The organism is Acidimicrobiia bacterium, assembly GCA_036396535.1.
Taxonomy (GTDB): domain Bacteria; phylum Actinomycetota; class Acidimicrobiia; order Spongiisociales; family UBA5794; genus DASWKR01.
Window position 1 is genome coordinate 1 of record DASWKR010000013.1, and the last position, 15,716, is coordinate 15,716.

Annotated in this window: 15 protein-coding genes; 7 read left to right on the forward strand and 8 right to left on the reverse strand. The window is 68.0% G+C overall.

Going from position 1 to position 15,716, the window contains the following annotated elements:
- Both VGC47_01840 and VGC47_01845 read right to left on the reverse strand, forming a co-directional pair.
- The coding region (locus VGC47_01840; protein HEX9854034.1) for a PDZ domain-containing protein at positions 1 to 564 on the reverse strand (564 nt) is incomplete at its 3' end.
- 71 nt (positions 565 to 635) lie between these two features.
- A complete protein-coding gene (locus VGC47_01845; GenBank protein ID HEX9854035.1) occupies positions 636 to 1,289 on the reverse strand; it encodes a TetR/AcrR family transcriptional regulator in 654 nt (217 codons plus the stop codon).
- A gap of 167 nt (positions 1,290 to 1,456) precedes the next feature.
- On the opposite strand from VGC47_01845, the gene VGC47_01850 reads away from it, so the two are divergent.
- Complete coding sequence (locus tag VGC47_01850; protein HEX9854036.1) at positions 1,457 to 3,685, forward strand: MMPL family transporter; 2,229 nt, start codon at positions 1,457 to 1,459, stop codon at positions 3,683 to 3,685.
- A 57-nt stretch (positions 3,686 to 3,742) separates the two neighbouring features.
- Here VGC47_01850 and VGC47_01855 read toward each other — a convergent pair whose 3' ends face one another.
- From VGC47_01855 to VGC47_01865, 3 genes are all read right to left on the reverse strand, one after another.
- Positions 3,743 to 5,509 carry a hypothetical protein gene (locus tag VGC47_01855; GenBank protein ID HEX9854037.1) on the reverse strand — a complete coding sequence of 589 codons (1,767 nt, stop codon included), beginning with the start codon at positions 5,507 to 5,509 and terminating at the stop codon, positions 3,743 to 3,745.
- A gap of 77 nt (positions 5,510 to 5,586) precedes the next feature.
- A complete protein-coding gene (locus tag VGC47_01860; protein HEX9854038.1) occupies positions 5,587 to 6,039 on the reverse strand; it encodes a DUF5658 family protein in 453 nt (150 codons plus the stop codon).
- Between the two features lie 412 nt (positions 6,040 to 6,451).
- The gene (locus VGC47_01865) at positions 6,452 to 7,018 is read right to left on the reverse strand and encodes a mismatch-specific DNA-glycosylase (GenBank protein HEX9854039.1); all 567 of its coding nucleotides are present in this window, start codon (positions 7,016 to 7,018) and stop codon (positions 6,452 to 6,454) included.
- 312 nt (positions 7,019 to 7,330) lie between these two features.
- On the opposite strand from VGC47_01865, the gene VGC47_01870 reads away from it, so the two are divergent.
- The gene (locus VGC47_01870; protein ID HEX9854040.1) at positions 7,331 to 8,101 is read left to right on the forward strand and encodes a hypothetical protein; all 771 of its coding nucleotides are present in this window, start codon (positions 7,331 to 7,333) and stop codon (positions 8,099 to 8,101) included.
- Positions 8,102 to 8,105: 4 nt separating this feature from the next.
- Here the strand turns inward: VGC47_01870 and VGC47_01875 are convergent, their stop codons facing one another.
- Positions 8,106 to 8,759 (reverse strand): N-acetylmuramoyl-L-alanine amidase, encoded by a 654-nt coding sequence (locus tag VGC47_01875; protein ID HEX9854041.1) that lies wholly within the window; start codon positions 8,757 to 8,759, stop codon positions 8,106 to 8,108.
- On the opposite strand from VGC47_01875, the gene VGC47_01880 reads away from it, so the two are divergent.
- Complete coding sequence (locus tag VGC47_01880; protein HEX9854042.1) at positions 8,749 to 9,000, forward strand: hypothetical protein; 252 nt, start codon at positions 8,749 to 8,751, stop codon at positions 8,998 to 9,000. The genes VGC47_01875 and VGC47_01880 overlap by 11 nt on opposite strands.
- A 52-nt stretch (positions 9,001 to 9,052) precedes the next feature.
- Positions 9,053 to 9,694 carry a hypothetical protein gene (locus VGC47_01885; protein ID HEX9854043.1) on the forward strand — a complete coding sequence of 214 codons (642 nt, stop codon included), beginning with the start codon at positions 9,053 to 9,055 and terminating at the stop codon, positions 9,692 to 9,694.
- A gap of 54 nt (positions 9,695 to 9,748) precedes the next feature.
- On the opposite strand, the gene arsM is transcribed toward VGC47_01885, so the two are convergent.
- Complete coding sequence (arsM, locus tag VGC47_01890; protein HEX9854044.1) at positions 9,749 to 10,489, reverse strand: arsenite methyltransferase; 741 nt, start codon at positions 10,487 to 10,489, stop codon at positions 9,749 to 9,751.
- An 87-nt stretch (positions 10,490 to 10,576) separates the two neighbouring features.
- On the opposite strand from arsM, the gene VGC47_01895 reads away from it, so the two are divergent.
- Positions 10,577 to 10,909 carry a metalloregulator ArsR/SmtB family transcription factor gene (locus VGC47_01895; GenBank protein ID HEX9854045.1) on the forward strand — a complete coding sequence of 111 codons (333 nt, stop codon included), beginning with the start codon at positions 10,577 to 10,579 and terminating at the stop codon, positions 10,907 to 10,909.
- A 53-nt stretch (positions 10,910 to 10,962) separates the two neighbouring features.
- On the forward strand, positions 10,963 to 13,425 hold the full coding sequence (locus VGC47_01900) for an adenylate/guanylate cyclase domain-containing protein (GenBank protein HEX9854046.1): 2,463 nt from the start codon (positions 10,963 to 10,965) through the stop codon (positions 13,423 to 13,425).
- 104 nt (positions 13,426 to 13,529) lie between these two features.
- Here VGC47_01900 and VGC47_01905 read toward each other — a convergent pair whose 3' ends face one another.
- Positions 13,530 to 13,832 carry an antibiotic biosynthesis monooxygenase gene (locus tag VGC47_01905; protein HEX9854047.1) on the reverse strand — a complete coding sequence of 101 codons (303 nt, stop codon included), beginning with the start codon at positions 13,830 to 13,832 and terminating at the stop codon, positions 13,530 to 13,532.
- 90 nt (positions 13,833 to 13,922) lie between these two features.
- Here VGC47_01905 and VGC47_01910 point away from each other — a divergent pair, with 90 nt between their 5' ends.
- The gene (locus tag VGC47_01910) at positions 13,923 to 15,017 is read left to right on the forward strand and encodes a glycine cleavage system protein T (protein ID HEX9854048.1); all 1,095 of its coding nucleotides are present in this window, start codon (positions 13,923 to 13,925) and stop codon (positions 15,015 to 15,017) included.
- Positions 15,018 to 15,716 lie beyond the last annotated feature (699 nt).

Consider the following 15,716-nt stretch of genomic DNA (forward strand, 5'->3'; position numbering starts at 1 on the left):
GCCGGGACCGAACCACACCCCGTCCCTGAGGTCGACCTGCAACAAGCGGTTGCCGACGACGACGTTGTGGGTCTCTCCCGCCGGCGCGGCCGTGTCCAAATCGCCGACGGCAACCCCCTCGATGGCGGTGCTCAGTCCGACGCCGATACGGCCGACGGTTGCGTCGTCCGGATCGGGACCGAGCCGCACCGTCGCCTCCTTCGCCACCTCGTCCCTGGAGAACTCGAGAGTCACCGACTCGCCGGGCCGACGGCCGGTGAGCGCCGCGATGAGGGCCGTCGGCCCGGTGATCGCCGTGCCGTCGAACGACGTGATCACGTCGCCTTCCTCGAACACGTCGGCCGCTTCGAACCCGGCCTGGGTGGTGGTGACCGAGGCGCCGACCGCCTGCACGACGTAGCAGCCGCCGTCGTCCGGCACCGGATCGGCAGTCGTCGTCGTCACCGCAGGGAACTCGATCCGGTCCGGCAGGTCGGGCAGCGGGGTCCGTTCCGGGCGGGGTTGGGCGCACGCGACGGTTACGACGAGCAGGGCGACGGAGAGCAGCGAGACACGCCGCGACATCTGCGGCAGCGTAGCGGCGAACGCCGGATGCGAGCCCTCACCTCGAGGAAGGAGAGCCTGGGCGGGTGCGCTCAGCTCAGCCTGGCCTCGATGCCGCTGAGGATGATGTCGAGGCCGAACTGGAACTCCTCGTCGTGGCTGCACTCCATGAGGTGGGGCACGAGCTTGGCGACGTTCGGGAACTGCTCACCGTATTCGCGCAGCAGGGCATCGGCCTTGGCGTGGTCGTGGTCGGAGTCCTTGCCCCAGGTCGACGAGGTCTCCTGGAAGGCGTAGCCCATCACGTGACTGGAGATGACGTGCCAAGCGTGGTGGACGAGATCCATCGGGTAGCCGGCGTCGAGGAGAACGCCGAGCGTCCTGTCCATCAGGGCGAAAGCGCTCGGGCCGGTGAGCTCGCGCGACGTGATGAGGGGCACCGCCCAGGAGTGGGCGGCGAAGACGTCCTTGGCACGGGTCGCAGTCTCGGTCACCGCGCTCTTCCAGTCGCCGCCGTTCGGCAGGGGAACCCCGATCTCCGCGAACAACCCGTCGACCATGCCGTCGAGGATGTCGTCCTTGCCGCCGACGTGGTTGTACAGCGACATCGCCTCGACGCCGAGGGCGTGCCCGAGCTTGCGCATGCTGAGAGCTTCGATGCCCTGCTCGTCTGCGAGCTCGACGGCTGCCTCGATGATGCGCTTCCTGGTGAGCGGGGTCCGGAGCGTCGTTTCGTCGACCGTCATTGGTCGTTGACCTTACCGAGTCGATCAAGACTCGATCGCGATTCGTTGAGAAACCGACTTGACAAGCTTACGGTGTACGCAATAGCTTACGCCGTATGCTTACGTTGTACGCTTACACCGTAGGTCACTGAAGGCAGCCAGTCAAGGCATCAGGGAGGAAGAAGACCATGCTCTCGAGCCCCGAGGCGCTCGCCAGAAGCAGCGCCCACCACCCATGGAGGACAGTCGCCATCTGGGCGGCGATCCTCGTCACCGCGGTAGGACTCACATCGGCGTTCCTGGGAGATGCGCTGACCACGTCGGCCGACTTCACATCCAACCCGGAGTCGAAGCGGGCTCTGGCGCTCATTGAGGAACACCGCGGTGAGGCAACCGACACCGAGCTCGTCGTCGTCACCTCCGAAACCGTCCCAGTCACCGATCCCGCCTATCAGGGCTACGTCTCCGAGTTGCAGGCGGTCATCGGCTCGCTCGGCGCACAGACGGTCAGCCACGTCGGGAGCTACCTCACCGAAGACGGACCGGTCTCGGACAGCGGTCGCTCTGCGCTCCTCCCGGTGACGCTCGCCGGCAGCGAGGTCGACGAGACCACCGAGCAGGCCGTCGTGGTGCGCGACGCCATCGCCGAGGTCGACGCCCCGGACGGCATCGCGGCGCTCATCACCGGTCCCTCGACGCTCGCCGACGAGTTCAACACGATCGCAGAGGAGGACCTGCAGACCGGCGAGACCATCGGGCTCGGGGTTGCTCTGCTCGTCCTCGTCTTCGTGTTCGGCTCGGTCGCCGCCGGGATCGTCCCGATCATCCTCGGCATGGCCGCCATCGCCGTCGCCCTCGGGCTGGCAGCGATCGTCGGCATGGCGTTCGACCTCTCGTTTTTCGTGACGAACATGATCACGATGATCGGCCTCGCCGTCGGCATCGACTACTCGCTGTTCATCGTCTCCCGGTACCGGGAGGAGCGAGCGAGGGGACTCGCCAAGCTCGACGCCATCACCCGGGCGGGCGCCACCGCCAGCCGGGCCGTGTTCTGGTCCGGCATGACGGTCGTGCTCGCATTGCTCGGCATGCTCATCCTCCCGAACACGATCTTCCGAAGCCTCGGCATCGGGGCGATCCTCGTGGTCATCGTCGCCGTGGCGGCCTCGATGACGCTGCTCCCCGCAGTCCTCTCGCTCATGGGCGACAGGGTCGACGCCCTCAGGATCCGGGGGCGGAGCACCAAGTCGCAGGGTCGGCAGGGACGGTTCTGGGACCGCATCACCCATGCGGTCATGGACCGACCGATCGTCAGCTTGGTGACGGCGGCGACGGTCCTCGTCGTCCTGTCGCTCCCCTACTACTCCATCGCCACCGGATTCTCCGGCGTCTCGACGCTCCCCGACGACATCGAGTCGAAACAGGCGTTCGAGATCCTCGAGGACGAGTTCTCCGGCGGGATGAGCTCGCCGGTCGAGATCGTCGTCGACGGCGCCATCACACCCGAGATCGATGAGGCGATCGCCGCCTTCCAGTCGAGCCTGGCCTCGCTGGCGACGTTCGGCCCGTCCACGGTCGAGGTGAGCCCCACCGGTGACCTCGCCATCGTGTCGGTGCCCCTGACGGGGGACGTCAACTCGGAGACCTCGCTCGACGCGGTACGCGACCTGCGAGCCGAGATCGTGCCCGCCGCCTTCGGCGCCACGGACGCCGACGTCCTCGTGGGCGGCGAGACCGCCATCACCGTCGACTTCGTCAACCAGACGAACGACTTCACGCCGATCGTGCTCACGTTCGTGCTGACGCTGTCGTTCCTGTTGCTCACGGTGGCGTTCAGGTCGGTCGTCATCCCCGTGAAGGCGATCATCCTCAACCTGCTGTCGGTCGGAGCCGCATACGGCATGGTCGTCGTGTTCTTCCAATCGGGCGTAGGGCCCGGTTGGGTCAAGTCGATCGCGGAGGGCCTCGGTTTCAGCCAGGTCGACACGATCGAGGCCTGGCTGCCCCTGTTCCTGTTCTCAGTGCTCTTCGGCCTGTCGATGGACTACCACGTGTTCCTGCTCAGCAGGATCCGCGAGCAGTTCGATCGCACCAAGGACAACACGGCATCGGTGGCGTACGGGCTGCGGACGACGGGTGCCCTCATCACGGGGGCGGCGGCGATCATGGTCGCCGTGTTCGCCGGCTTCGCGGCCGGGAGGCTCGTGTCCTTCCAGCAAATGGGCTTCGGCCTCGCCGTGGCCGTCCTGCTCGATGCGACGATCGTGCGCACCGTACTCGTCCCTGCCTCGATGAAGCTGCTCGGCGAGCGCAACTGGTACCTGCCGAGTTGGCTCGAGTGGCTCCCCCACCTCGAGATCGAAGGACGCCACGACGACGCACCACAAGACGACCGCCGCGAGCTCGTCAGCGCCTGACGTTCGTCATTGCGATCACTGGGAGGGGGCGCTCCGGCGCTCCCTCCGTGGCCGTGCTCATTCCTCCTCTTCTTCGGGCTCTTCCTCCTCTTCCTCCTCCTCGAGCTCCTCCTCGAAGGCCTCTTCCTCTTCCTCTTCCCACGCTTCCTCGCCCGGCCACTCGTCGTCCTCCCCAGGATCGTCGGAGACCCGCGGCAATGAGACTGCTCCGACGAGGACGCTCGGGACCACGTCAGACAGTCCTTCGTCGATCAGCCGGCCGATCTCGTCGTCCGTCGCCGGCGACTCCCTGAGTCGGAGCACTAGGCCGGCGACCGTGTGACGCTGCCCTTCGTCGAGCCGACTCAGCAGCGGAGCTGCCGTCAGCGCCGCATCGACGTCGTGGGGTGAGTCGACGAGGTCACGAACGACCCTCACCAGGCTGTCGCGCCGCAGCTCGAGGATCGTCTCCGCTCCGGCCCTGGTCCCACCGTCCCAGATGATCCTCCGCAGGATGCCGAGCGCTTCGGGCGTCGCGTCGTACAGCGAGTGCACGCCGGGCATCCTGCCGCGGCGACCGCTCGGCGGTTCGAGCTCGATGTCGACGATGCCCGGCCCGAAGAGCGGCTGGAGGGGACCTCCGACGACGTCCGACGAGTAGTAGACGTTCGTCCATCTCGTCGGGGCGAACGGGGCCGCCTGATGCCACGACTGCGTGCCGACTCGGCCGCGCACGTATTCGAACCGGTAGCTCGCACGGTCGAGTTGCCGCCGCGGCGGGCAGCTGGCAAGCGTCCGGTTCCACTGTGCCTGAGCGATGGCGTCCGGCCCGGACGCCATCAGGAAGTCGGCATGGGTGAGCGGGCATGCCAGCGTCACGAGGTCGGTGATGGCCCAACGAGCCGCCGTCTCGTCACCGGGAGGATCGGACCGGGTGTCCTGCCACCGGGCCGAGAGGGCACGCTGCACGGCCTGGAACCGACTGAACCCTATGTCACCACTCGAAGCGGCGACGGATGGCGGCCCCATCCACAGCGCCTCGCCGTCGAGCTCTACCGCGTCGGCGGCCTCGCGGATCTCCTGCGCCGTCGCCGGACCGATGCCGTAGAAGCGATTCGTGTCCGTCCAGTAGTCGCGCACGATGTCATAAGCCACGACGGACCCGAGGCTGTGGCCGACGACGACGATCCGCTCGTACATGGGACGGGTGCTCCCCACGTACGTCATGTCGTGGAGATTCCGCAGCAACGTGACACCTTCACGCCGGATCGCCCGCTGGATGGAGACGTTGTCGGCGACGTTGTGGAGGTATCGAGGCACATCGCCGAGGTGCCACACGATCCAGCCTGATGCGGCCGGGATGACTGCCCCGCCGATCCACCGCAGGATCGCCCGCTCCGCATCCCAGGTGCCCGGCAGGACGAAGCTGAGCACCAGCGTCACCAGCGCCACGAACAGCGCCACCACGCCGTAGCCGATGTGGTAGCGGAGGAACCGCTTCAGCCGCGGCCCGAGCCGTCGCCAGTTCGGGAGCAGACTCCCGAGCCATGCCGTCACGTGACGCAGCTCGCTCCCCTGCACGAGATTCGCCCAGTAGAGCTCGTAGAAGTCGGTGCTCACCGGTGGCGGTGGCGCCGGCTCGGCAGCAGATCGCTCGATGGGCGGTAGCCAGGTCACCTTCATGCGCTTCAGGTCGCGCTGGTCGGAGACCCGGTCCGGCGCGGCGAACGCCAGATCGTCTTCGTCGGTGATGCCATCGACGTAGCCGGAGAGCGTCGACATGGGCCGCTGCTGGCCGATGCCGTGCACGACGACGACTGCCTGGCGAGCCCGCTGTTCTGCCATGTCTCCCTCACCCGAACTTCGCTCCTCGACGTTACAGACGACCCGGGGAGGGCGGGGTCCCGCGCGAGGGAAGCTCGTCAGATCGGCAGGCCGTATCCGAAGAGCAAGTGGTAGAAGAGGAGCACGGTCATGCCGATCGTGACGTAGATCGACAGGGCGAGCGCCGCCCTGTGCCTGCGGAACAGCCAGACGAGCTCGGAGACGATCATCGCCACCGAGACCTTGGCGATCCCAGCCCAGACCGGGTGGATCTGGAACAGGCGGTCCATGAACGGGTTCGCCTCGACGGCGCCACCGATCAGGGCCCGATACGTGATGACGAGATCGGCGAAGTTGAGCGCGTTGAACACCGCGAGGACGAGCAGCACCGCAGATCTGTGCTCGCGATAGCGGAGGAGCACCTCCTCGTACCGGGCAACGAACGAGTTCCGGGGAACTCTTCGGTCGAATCCCATGCGACGCTCGGGATACGTCAGGCGGTACTGCTCGCGGCGATCAGTCTCGCGACGATCCCTGCTCTCGATTGCCATGCCCGGCACCACACTCCGTCGGATATCCGGATGCGGAGAGTAGCGAGTTGTAAGGATTCCATCATCCCGGTGTCGTATAAGTGCAGAAGGCATGTGACGTATCACAGCACCAGGGGGTCTGTCTGTATGGGCAGGACGACAGGGAGGTACAGGGGAATGGCTTCCATCGACGATCGGCGGCCGCCGACCCGGGCGGACTACCGGCCGCCGAAGCTCGAGCGACTGGCTCCGACGGACGCTGCCAGGGTCGACAGCCGGTTGGCACTTCGCCGTCAGATCCCGCTGCGATAGACCTCGGAGTCCGCCGGCCAGGCGATCAGCGTCCGCTCGCGGCGACTCGGCCCTCCCTCGCCGAGGTGGACCACAACGCACACGGCAATCGGATGCGAGCCATCTGAAGGCTCTTGCGGGATCAGGGCACGATCCCGGCCGCCTCCCCAACCGTCCGGTACCACTCGGCGAGCGACGAGACGGTCTCGTGGGCGTTGAGCCCGCTCGGATTGGGTACGACCCACAGCTCGGCCTCTCCGATCGGATCCGGTTGGCGACCCTGCCGCGCCGTCCGACGGTTGAAGGCGGTGCGATAGGCGGTGATCCCCGCCACGGCGACGACCCGAGGACCATGGACCGCCACTACCTGCTCGAGTCGTCGTCTGCCCTCCCGCAACGCCTCGTCCGTCACCTCGCTGGCGCGAGCGGTCGCTCCGGCAACGAGGTTCGTGATGCCGATTCGGCGGTCGACGACGTGGGCACGGTCGTCAACCGTGAACCCACGGCGGCGGTCGATCTCACGATCGATCAGTCCCGCTCGCCGCAGTGCCGGGTAGAACCGGTTTCCCGGGTGCGCAAAGTGGGTTCCGACGGCGGCTGTCCACAGTCCGGGGTTGATGCCGACGAACAGGAGCCGCACCTCAGGCCCGATCAGATCGGGCACGGTCCTTCCCCGGAACGTCTCGAGCTCTTCCCGCGTGAATCCCATCGGCCCGAGAGTACGGCGGACGCCGCGCCGGGACGCCGAGGCGTGAGGTTCCCCTCCCGTTCCGGCGTCCCACAGTCGCACATGTGCGATGGAGGTACGCAAGAACGGAAAGCGCCCTGCCCCCTCCCGTTCCGGCGTCCCACGGTCGCACATGTGCGATGGAGGTACGCAAGAACGGAGGGCGGGGCGGGCGGCACCTGCATCGCGACCGGCAGCATGCCTACTGTCGCATGTCTCTGACACCGAGGACGCGGCGGCTTCACGAGATCCACGTCTGACTCGGGGGACGGCAGCCAAGCAGAGGAGGCGGGAATGGTGGCGCGCGTGTTCGGAGGACTCGGGCTGCTCGCCTCGATCTTCCGTGGCGGATGGAAGAGACTCCTCTGGGTCGGGCTCATCGTCGGCCTCCTCGTGCTCCTGCTGCTGTGGCTCTCGGCGGGGGCGGCGCTCCCGGACGACGGCGATCCGATCGAGGAGTCCACGACGGCGGCCGTCGGCTTCATCGAGAAGATCACCACGGCAGGTGGTGGTGCGGTGGGGTCCCGGCGAGTCAACCTCGTCGTCAGCGACGTCGAGTTGACGTCGTTCCTGCGCATCGGCAGCCAGCTTGCCCGGCAACTCGAGGGTGAAGGCCCCACCTCGATCGAGGACCTGGCGTCGCAACGCGACGAGATCTTCGACGAGATCCCCGGTGGCGATGCGATCCGCGACATCCTGGCGCAGCGCGACCGGCTCTCGGGGGTTCCCGACATCGACGAGACCGACTTCAAGCTGCGGTTCGAGATCAGGGATCCCGAAGTGCGCTTCCGTGCAGACGGATCCGCCGTCATCCGGGGCTCCGGCAAGTTCCTCTTCCTCACCGTCCCGGCCCGCGTCGTCGTCGCTCCCCGGGTCGAGGCCGGCACGCTCGTGTTCGACTTCGTGGAGGGGCAGCTCGGAAGGGTGGGGCTCCCGGAGTCGATCGTCGATCGAGCCGGCGAGGCGCTCGTCTCGCTGATCCTGGCGGGGCAGAACTACGCGGCGATCACCGACATCACGATCACCGAGGGCACCTTGCGGCTTCGGGCCAGGGCTGCGGGATGATGCGTCAGCCCGTCAGGAAATCGACGAGCGCCGCCGTGATGGCGCCGGCCGCCTTCGACCTGAACCCCTCGTCTTCGAGCAGTGCGATGTCCGAGGCGTTCTTCATGTTGCCCACCTCGAGGAAGACCGCCGGCACGTCTGAGAGGTTCAAGCCGCCGAGGTCGCTGCGCTCCGACAGCCCGTCGCTCCCCACGTAGTCGGCGACTGGCATGCCGCTTCCCGGAAACGCAAGCAGCAGCGCCTCAGCGAGAGCGCGCGATTCGCCGGCGATGTCGTCCGTGAGCCCCGGTATCGGTGCCGGGTGGATGACGTGGAATCCCCGCCCCGTCGCGGGACCACCGTCGGCGTGGATCGAGATGACCGCATCGGCTCCTGCCTCGTTCCCGATGGCGGCCCGTTGGTCGATGCACGGGCCCCACCCGTCGTTGTCCCGGCGGGTCATGACGACGGTTGCCCCCAACTCCTCGAGGGCGTCTCTCGTTGCCAGAGCCAATGCCCAGTTGAATGCCGCCTCCGGGTAGCCGTCGTCGGCCTGGGTGCCCGTTGTGTTGCACGCCTTCGTTCCGTTGCCGATGTCGACGAGTCGGTTTATCTCATCGGGGTGCTCGGCGTTCTTGCCGTTGTGGCCCGGATCGATCACCACGACCATGCCGGCCATCGACACGTCCGCAGTCGTCGTGGTGGTGGCTGCCGCCGTCGTGGTGGGCGCCGTGGTCGTGCCGGCGGGCACCGTCGTGGGGGGATCCGTCGCCGGAGGAACCGTCGTCGCAGCGATCGTCGTAGGAGGAGCGGTCGTGTCTGCGAGCGTCGAGGTAGCTGGCGGCGTCGACGACGGACTCGACCCGGCGGAGCACGCCGCGACGACGAACACGGCCACGAGCGCTCCAAGATTCCGGTGACGGGGCATCCGATGCATCGTACGTGTATCTCGACCGCCGAGACTCCCTCTGGTTGAGCCGGTGGCAAGAGGACGCCACCGGAATCCACAGGGCGGCCGGCGTGCCGCCCGAGAGCAAGGGGGGAACCATGCTCAAGAGAACCCTGATCGCCGCGCTCGTGGCGGCCGTCATGGCATCGACCCTCGGGGCGACGCTGGCCATCGCGGCCGGGGATCCGCAGGGATCGGTCACCGAGGCCGGGAGCGCCACCACTCCGGAGAACGTGGCCCGCTGCAACGGCGGCCAGCATCAGAAGCACAAGGCGCTGATCTCGAACCAGCCGCTCCAGTTCGACGAGGCTGCAGGCCAGGTCGTCATCGGGGCGATCAACTTCGCAGTGCCGTCCGGCCGGGACACGATCGAAGTCGACTTCAACGCAGAGACGCGCCTCTACGGCGCCGCCGACGAGGGCCACTGGATCCAGATCGACGTCTATCTCGACGGAGTGCTCATGAATCCGAACGATCCCGTGAGCCCGGTCGCCATCGCAGACGACGATCGAGGCTGGGAGTCGAACGGCACCAGCGTGTGCCAGCGGGTCCGCAAGGGCTACCACACCGTGGTCGCCAAGGCGTCTGCTGTCGACTTCTACGGATCGGCCAATCTCAACGCCTGGCTCGACGACTGGACGCTGGAACTCGACCAGTACGAGTGACCGACAGGATCGAGCGAAGGGCGGCGGCTCCAGGGCCGCCGCCCTTCGGCGCGCTCAGGGTTTGACGGCTCGCACGATCATCGAGTCCAGGCCATCACCGACGGTGTGCGTCGAGGCGAGCACGATCTCCGTGAACCCGGCCGCGGCGAGGTCACGCCGGTATTCCGACACCGACAGGGCACCTGCGATGCATCCGACCCAGCTGCCCCGCTCGGCTCGTTGTTCCGGCGTGAGCCTGTCTTCGGCGACGATGTCCGTGATGCCGATCCGGCCGCCGGGGCGGAGGACCCGGAACATCTCGGCGAATACGGCGGGCTTGTCCGTGGACAGGTTGATCACGCAGTTCGAGATGACGACGTCGACGGTGGCGTCGTCGAGTGGGATCTCTTCGATGTAGCCCTGGAGGAACTCGACGTTGGTCGCGCCGGCTTCTGCCGAATTGCGCCGCGCCAGCGCCAACATCTCATCGGTCATGTCGAGGCCGTATGCGAAGCCCTCGGGACCTACCCGCTTGGCCGAGAGCAAGACGTCGATGCCTCCGCCGGAGCCGAGATCGAGAACCGTCTCCCCCTCGTTCAACTGGGCGACCGCGATCGGATTACCGCACCCGAGACTGGCGAGGGCGGCGGCCTCCGGTATCCCGGTGAGTTCGGCGGCCCCGTACAGGGTTACTCCGAATCCCCCATCGGAGGTGCCGCAGCATGCCGAGTCGCAACAGTCGCCCGAAACGGACACGGCACTGGCGGCGTAGCGCCTCCTGACCTCTTCCCTGATCTGCCTGGCTCCGACGGTCACGTGCGCTCCCATATCGACGTCGATCTATACGTTATCCATCAGATCGATGCCTGTCAATATAACGCCACCCGCCATATACTCGGCGACGTGGAAACCGACGTCATCGAGGCATGCTGCGCCCCGGTTCTCGCCGAGACTCTGTCGGCCGACGAGGCCGAGCAGCTGGCGGCGGCGTTCAAGGTGTTGGCCGACCCGGTGCGCCTCCGGCTCCTCAGCATGATCGCCAGCTCCTCCGACGGGGAGATGTGCGCCTGCGACCTGGTCGAGCCGCTCGACAGGAGCCAACCGACGATCAGCCATCACCTCTCGGTGCTCGCCGCGGCCGGGTTGCTGACCCGGCAGCAGCGGGGCAAGTGGGCGTGGTTCAGCGTCGTTCCAGACCGCGTCGCGGTCTTGCGCGAGGCGCTGGCCGTCCCCTGAGCCCGTCGTTCGTCCTGGACATCGGCGCCACCCGCAGGACTACCTTGCCGCCCATGGCAGATCTGCCGACCGGGATCGCGACGTTCGTGTTCACCGACATCGAAGCGTCGACCACGATGCTGCAGCGCCTCGGAACCCTCTACGTCGAAGTGCTCGAGGACCACGACCGCATCATCCGACAGAGCTTCGGGCAGCTGAGAGGTGTCGAGGTGAGCAACGAGGGCGACGCCTTCTTCTACGCCTTCGGCTCTGCAGCCGACGCAGTCGCCGCGGCGCTCGACGCGCAGCGGAAGCTGCACCGCCACTCGTGGCCGGATGGAGGGACGGTGCGTATCCGAGTCGGCCTCCACACGGGGGCAGCCGAGCTCGGGGGCACCAATTACGTCGGCATCGCGGTCAACAAGGCAGCGCGCATCTCTGCAGCAGGCCACGGAGGTCAGGTGCTCTTGTCTGGCGACGCGGTCACCGCGGCCGGGGACACACTTGGAGACGGTGTCTCGCTCATCGACCTCGGTGAGCATCGGTTCAAGGACCTCGACGAGCCGACGAGGGTCTACCAAGCATTGGCCGCCGACCTGCCGGGCAACTTCCCCCCGATTCGATCGCTCGACACCCGTCCCAACAACCTGCCGAGCGTTGCGTCGGAGTTCGTGGGGAGAGCCGCTGAAACCGACCGGGTCTGCGAGCTCGTAGAAGCGGCTCGCGTCGTGTCGCTCGTCGGACCCGGAGGAACAGGCAAGACCCGGCTCGCCATCAACGTCGCCTCCCGGCTGCTCCCCCGCTACCGGGACGGGGTCACCTTCGTGTCCCTCGAGTCGATCGAAGATCCCGAGCTCGTATCGTCGGCCGTCGCCACCGCACTCGAGGTCGACGTCGGCGACCGTCCAGCCACCGAGACGGTGACACATGCCCTGCGAGAATCACACAAGCTCCTCGTCCTCGACAACTTCGAGCACGTGCTCGATGCCCGCACGCTGGTCGGCACGATCGTGGAGCGCGCCCCCGACGTCACCGTGCTCGTCACGAGCCGGGTGCTGCTGCGGGTCAGGGGCGAGCACGTGTTCAACGTCCCCCCAATGTCGACGGGAGACGGTGTGGAGCTGTTCATCGCCCGCGCAGCCGCCGCCGACCCACTCCTCGACGTCGGCGAGGCCGAGCGGGCTGTGATCGACGGCATCGTCGCCAGGCTCGACAGCCTCCCTCTGGCAATCGAGCTGGCAGCGGCGCGGGTCCGGTTGTTCGGTGTCGCCGGCCTGGCGGACAGGCTCTCGGACCGCCTCGCGGTGCTGACGTCCGGCGCCGACGACGCCCCGGGCCGGCACCGGACACTGCGAAACACGATCTCGTGGAGCCACGACCTCCTCGACGCATCTGCCAAGCTCGCCCTGGCGCAGCTCAGCGTTTTCGTCGGGGGCTTCACGCTCGACGCCGCCGAGGCGATCGTCGATCCGGCGCACGGCCCCGTCGAAGCCGTCGCAACTCTCCTCGACGGGAGCATCATCGACCGCCGGCTGATTGCCGGCGAGACGCGCTTCACGATGCTCGACTCGATCCGGGACTTCGCATCCGAGCAGCTCGCAGCAAGCGGGCAGGAGGCAATGGTCCGCAAACGCCACGCCGAGTACTTCGCCGAGCTCGCCCGGGCCGCCCGGGACCTCCTCGAAGGGCCTGCGCAGATGGCATGGCTGCAACGCCTCGGCGACGAGCACGACAACTTGCGGGCCGTCGCCCGGTATTGCCTCGAAGCACGAGAACCCGATCGCGCCCTGGTAGCGGTTGGGGCCTCCTGGCGGTTCTGGCACCGGAGGGGACATCTGGTCGAGGCACGAGACGTGCTGACGCGACTCCTGGCGCTCCCGGGCGCAGATCCGGTGGCGCGCACCGAGGGCCTGAACGGTCGCGCCGCCATCGCCTACTGGCTCGGAGACTACGAGTCGGCCGAGCGGGACTACGTCGAGCTGCTCCCCATCTTCGAGGGGCTCGGCGCCACCAGCCGAGTCGCCGAGACGCTCTTCGGGCTGAGCACGACGGTCGCCTTCCTCGGGGCCCTCGACCGAGCGTTCGAGTACGCAGATGCCGCCAAGGAGGCGTACGAGCGGGCGGGCGACTCGGAGGGGAGCCGTCGGGTGAGCGCCGCCAAGTCGTTCGTTGCGTGGCAGGCGGGCAAGCTCGAGGAGAGTCTCGAGCTGTGGTCGTCGACCCGTGACCTCTACGAGCAGGCCGGCGACATCGCCGAAGCGCTGCAGACGCAGGCGGCGATGGCAGCGGTGACGCACCGACTCGGTCGGACACCGGAGGCGATCGGCATGCTCATCGATGTTCTCGGCGGGATGTGGCGAATCGAAGACGTCGCAGGCACTGTCATGGCGGTCGACCTCATGGCGGCGGTCGTAGCCACCCGAGACCCGGTCGATGGCGTGACGCTCGCCGGAGCCGCAGCTCGCCATCGCGAGAGCCTGGGCGGTGGGCTCGCCCCAGAAGCCGTCGGGCTCCCCCACCGCCCGCCAAACGGCTGACGGCGCACTCGAGCCGCAAGTCATCGAGGAAGCCTGGCAGCGCGGTCAGGCGCTCGACCTCGACGCCACCGTCGGCTTCGCCCGGTCGCTTCGGGTGTGACCCCTCAGCCCGGCAGCTTGTCGGCCAGCGTGTCGGCGAGCTCGATGTTGGGTGCCTCGGCGAGCAACCTGTCGGCGTTGGCCATGAGAGCAGCGGCGACACCTCCGCCGAGGTGCGCCTGGCGGCCTTCCTCGTGCGGGAAGGCGTCGAAGATGGCGAACGTGGTCGGCCCGAAGCGCACCGCGAACCAGGCAACGGTGTCCGGCTCGCCCTCGACGACCGGTAGCGCCCCCGCCAGGAACTCGGCCACCTCATCTGCGGTTTCCGGCTTGGCCTCGAGTCTCACGAAGATGGCCTTCTCCGTCATCTGTGCACTCCTCACAGTCGGCGGTCACGTGCCTGGTGTACGGCTTGCCGGACGCATCGGTTCGCGGCATCGCCTCCTACGCTCCACCCCATGGTTCGTCTCGCCATCAGTCCGCGCCTCAGGACCTCCCCCTACTACGAAGCCACCTTGGCCGCCGGGATGACAGACGCCACGATCTACAACCACATGGTCATGCCGACCTCGTACGGGGACCCGGCTGCCGAGTATCACCGCCTCCTCGAGGCGGTCGCCGTGTGGGACGTCGCCTGCGAGCGGCAGGTCGAGGTGGTCGGCGCCGATGCGGCGCGCCTGGTCCAGTACCTGTGCTCCCGGGACCTCTCGACGCTGCAGGTCGGCCAGGCGAGGTACGTGGCGCTCTGCGACCACGACGGCCGGCTCATCAACGACCCGGTGCTCCTTCGGCTGGGCGAGGCACGTTTCTGGCTCTCGCTGGCCGACTCCGATGTCCTGCTGTGGGTGAAGGCGGTCGCCGAGGAGAGTGGCTTCGACGTGGCCGTGTCCGAGCCGGACGCTTCCCCGCTGGCCGTGCAAGGACCCTTGGCCGAGGACGTGGTCGCGACTCTCGTGGGCGACTGGGTGCGGGACCTGAGGTATTTCTGGTTCGGGCAGCACGACTTGGATGGAATCCCACTGCTCGTTGCCCGCTCCGGGTGGTCGAAGCAGGGCGGCTTCGAGCTGTACCTGCTCGACGAGACGAGAGGGACGGACCTCTGGGACGCCGTCATGGAGGCCGGCGCGCCGCACGGGATCGGTCCGGGCGCCCCCAACCACGTCGAGCGGGTCGAGAGCGGCCTGCTGTCGTACGGTACCGACACCTACCCCGACTCGAACCCGTTCGAGGCCGGGCTCGGCCGGTACGTCGACGTCGATGTCGATGTCGAATTCATCGGCAAGGCAGCGCTCAGGAGGATCGCGGCCGAAGGGCCCCGTCGGACCCTCACCGGATTGCTGGTGGAAGGCGTCGTCGACTCATCGCAGCCGCTCGACCGCTCGATCGCAGTGCACGCAGGCGACACGGTCGTCGGGCGTCTGTCGGCCATGGTTCGCTCTCCTCGCCTGGGCCGCACCATCGCCCTCGCCCAGGTGGAGACGGCGAGGCTCGGCGACGAGCTGCGCATCCCGGACGGCCGGATGGTCGTGCCGACCGCACTGCCGTTCGTTTGACGCACCACCCCCAACACGCAATCCCCCGGCACCAGCCGGGGGACCGACGAGCGCCCCCACGCCCCAAGCCACCCCCTCGGCTCGGGTCGCAGAGCGACCACTCGCCGGTCCCCCGCAAAGCGGGAGACAGCGTATTGGAGGGCCCAACACCCCATCACGCCAACCACCCCCCTCGGCTCGGGTCGCAAAGCGACCGCTCACCGGTCCCCCGCAAAGCGGGAGACAGCGTATTGGAGGGGCCACCGCACACACGAGGGGCGCCACGCCAACCACCCCCTCGGCTCGGGTCGCAGAGCGACCACTCGCGGTCCCCCGCAAAGCGGGAGACAGCGTATTGGAGGGCCGCGCAGGGGGGTCCGCGCCGGCCACCCCCTCGGCTCGGGTCGCAAAGCGACCGCTCACCGGTCCCCCGCAAAGCGGGAGACAGCGCAGAGGAGGGCCACCGCACACACCCGGGGCGGTTCAACCACCCCCTCGGCTCGGGTCGCAAAGCGACCGCTCACCGGTCCCCCGCAAAGCGGGAGACAGCGCATTGGTTCAGGTGGCCGGCTGGAAGTCGCGGTGCTCGATGCTGCCGTCGGCGTGCAGGGCGAAACGGCCGTCCGTCCTGGCGTGCACCGGGCTCGGCGTCGACCATGGCCAGCCGCCGAACTGCGTCCTGCGGTAGTCCTCGACGGCTTGGCGCAGCTCCTCCGGGGT

Coding starts and splice junctions, on each gene's coding strand:
- VGC47_01845 (HEX9854035.1), bottom strand. CDS start 1,289: ATGACGGTCGACGAAACGACGCTCCGGACCCCGCTCACCAGGAAGCGC.
- VGC47_01870 (HEX9854040.1), top strand. CDS start 7,331: ATGGTGGCGCGCGTGTTCGGAGGACTCGGGCTGCTCGCCTCGATCTTC.
- VGC47_01855 (HEX9854037.1), bottom strand. CDS start 5,509: ATGGCAGAACAGCGGGCTCGCCAGGCAGTCGTCGTCGTGCACGGCATC.
- VGC47_01865 (HEX9854039.1), bottom strand. CDS start 7,018: ATGGGATTCACGCGGGAAGAGCTCGAGACGTTCCGGGGAAGGACCGTG.
- VGC47_01900 (HEX9854046.1), top strand. CDS start 10,963: ATGGCAGATCTGCCGACCGGGATCGCGACGTTCGTGTTCACCGACATC.
- VGC47_01880 (HEX9854042.1), top strand. CDS start 8,749: ATGCCGGCCATCGACACGTCCGCAGTCGTCGTGGTGGTGGCTGCCGCC.
- VGC47_01875 (HEX9854041.1), bottom strand. CDS start 8,759: ATGGCCGGCATGGTCGTGGTGATCGATCCGGGCCACAACGGCAAGAAC.
- VGC47_01860 (HEX9854038.1), bottom strand. CDS start 6,039: ATGGCAATCGAGAGCAGGGATCGTCGCGAGACTGATCGCCGCGAGCAG.
- VGC47_01910 (HEX9854048.1), top strand. CDS start 13,923: ATGGTTCGTCTCGCCATCAGTCCGCGCCTCAGGACCTCCCCCTACTAC.
- VGC47_01850 (HEX9854036.1), top strand. CDS start 1,457: ATGCTCTCGAGCCCCGAGGCGCTCGCCAGAAGCAGCGCCCACCACCCA.
- VGC47_01905 (HEX9854047.1), bottom strand. CDS start 13,832: ATGACGGAGAAGGCCATCTTCGTGAGACTCGAGGCCAAGCCGGAAACC.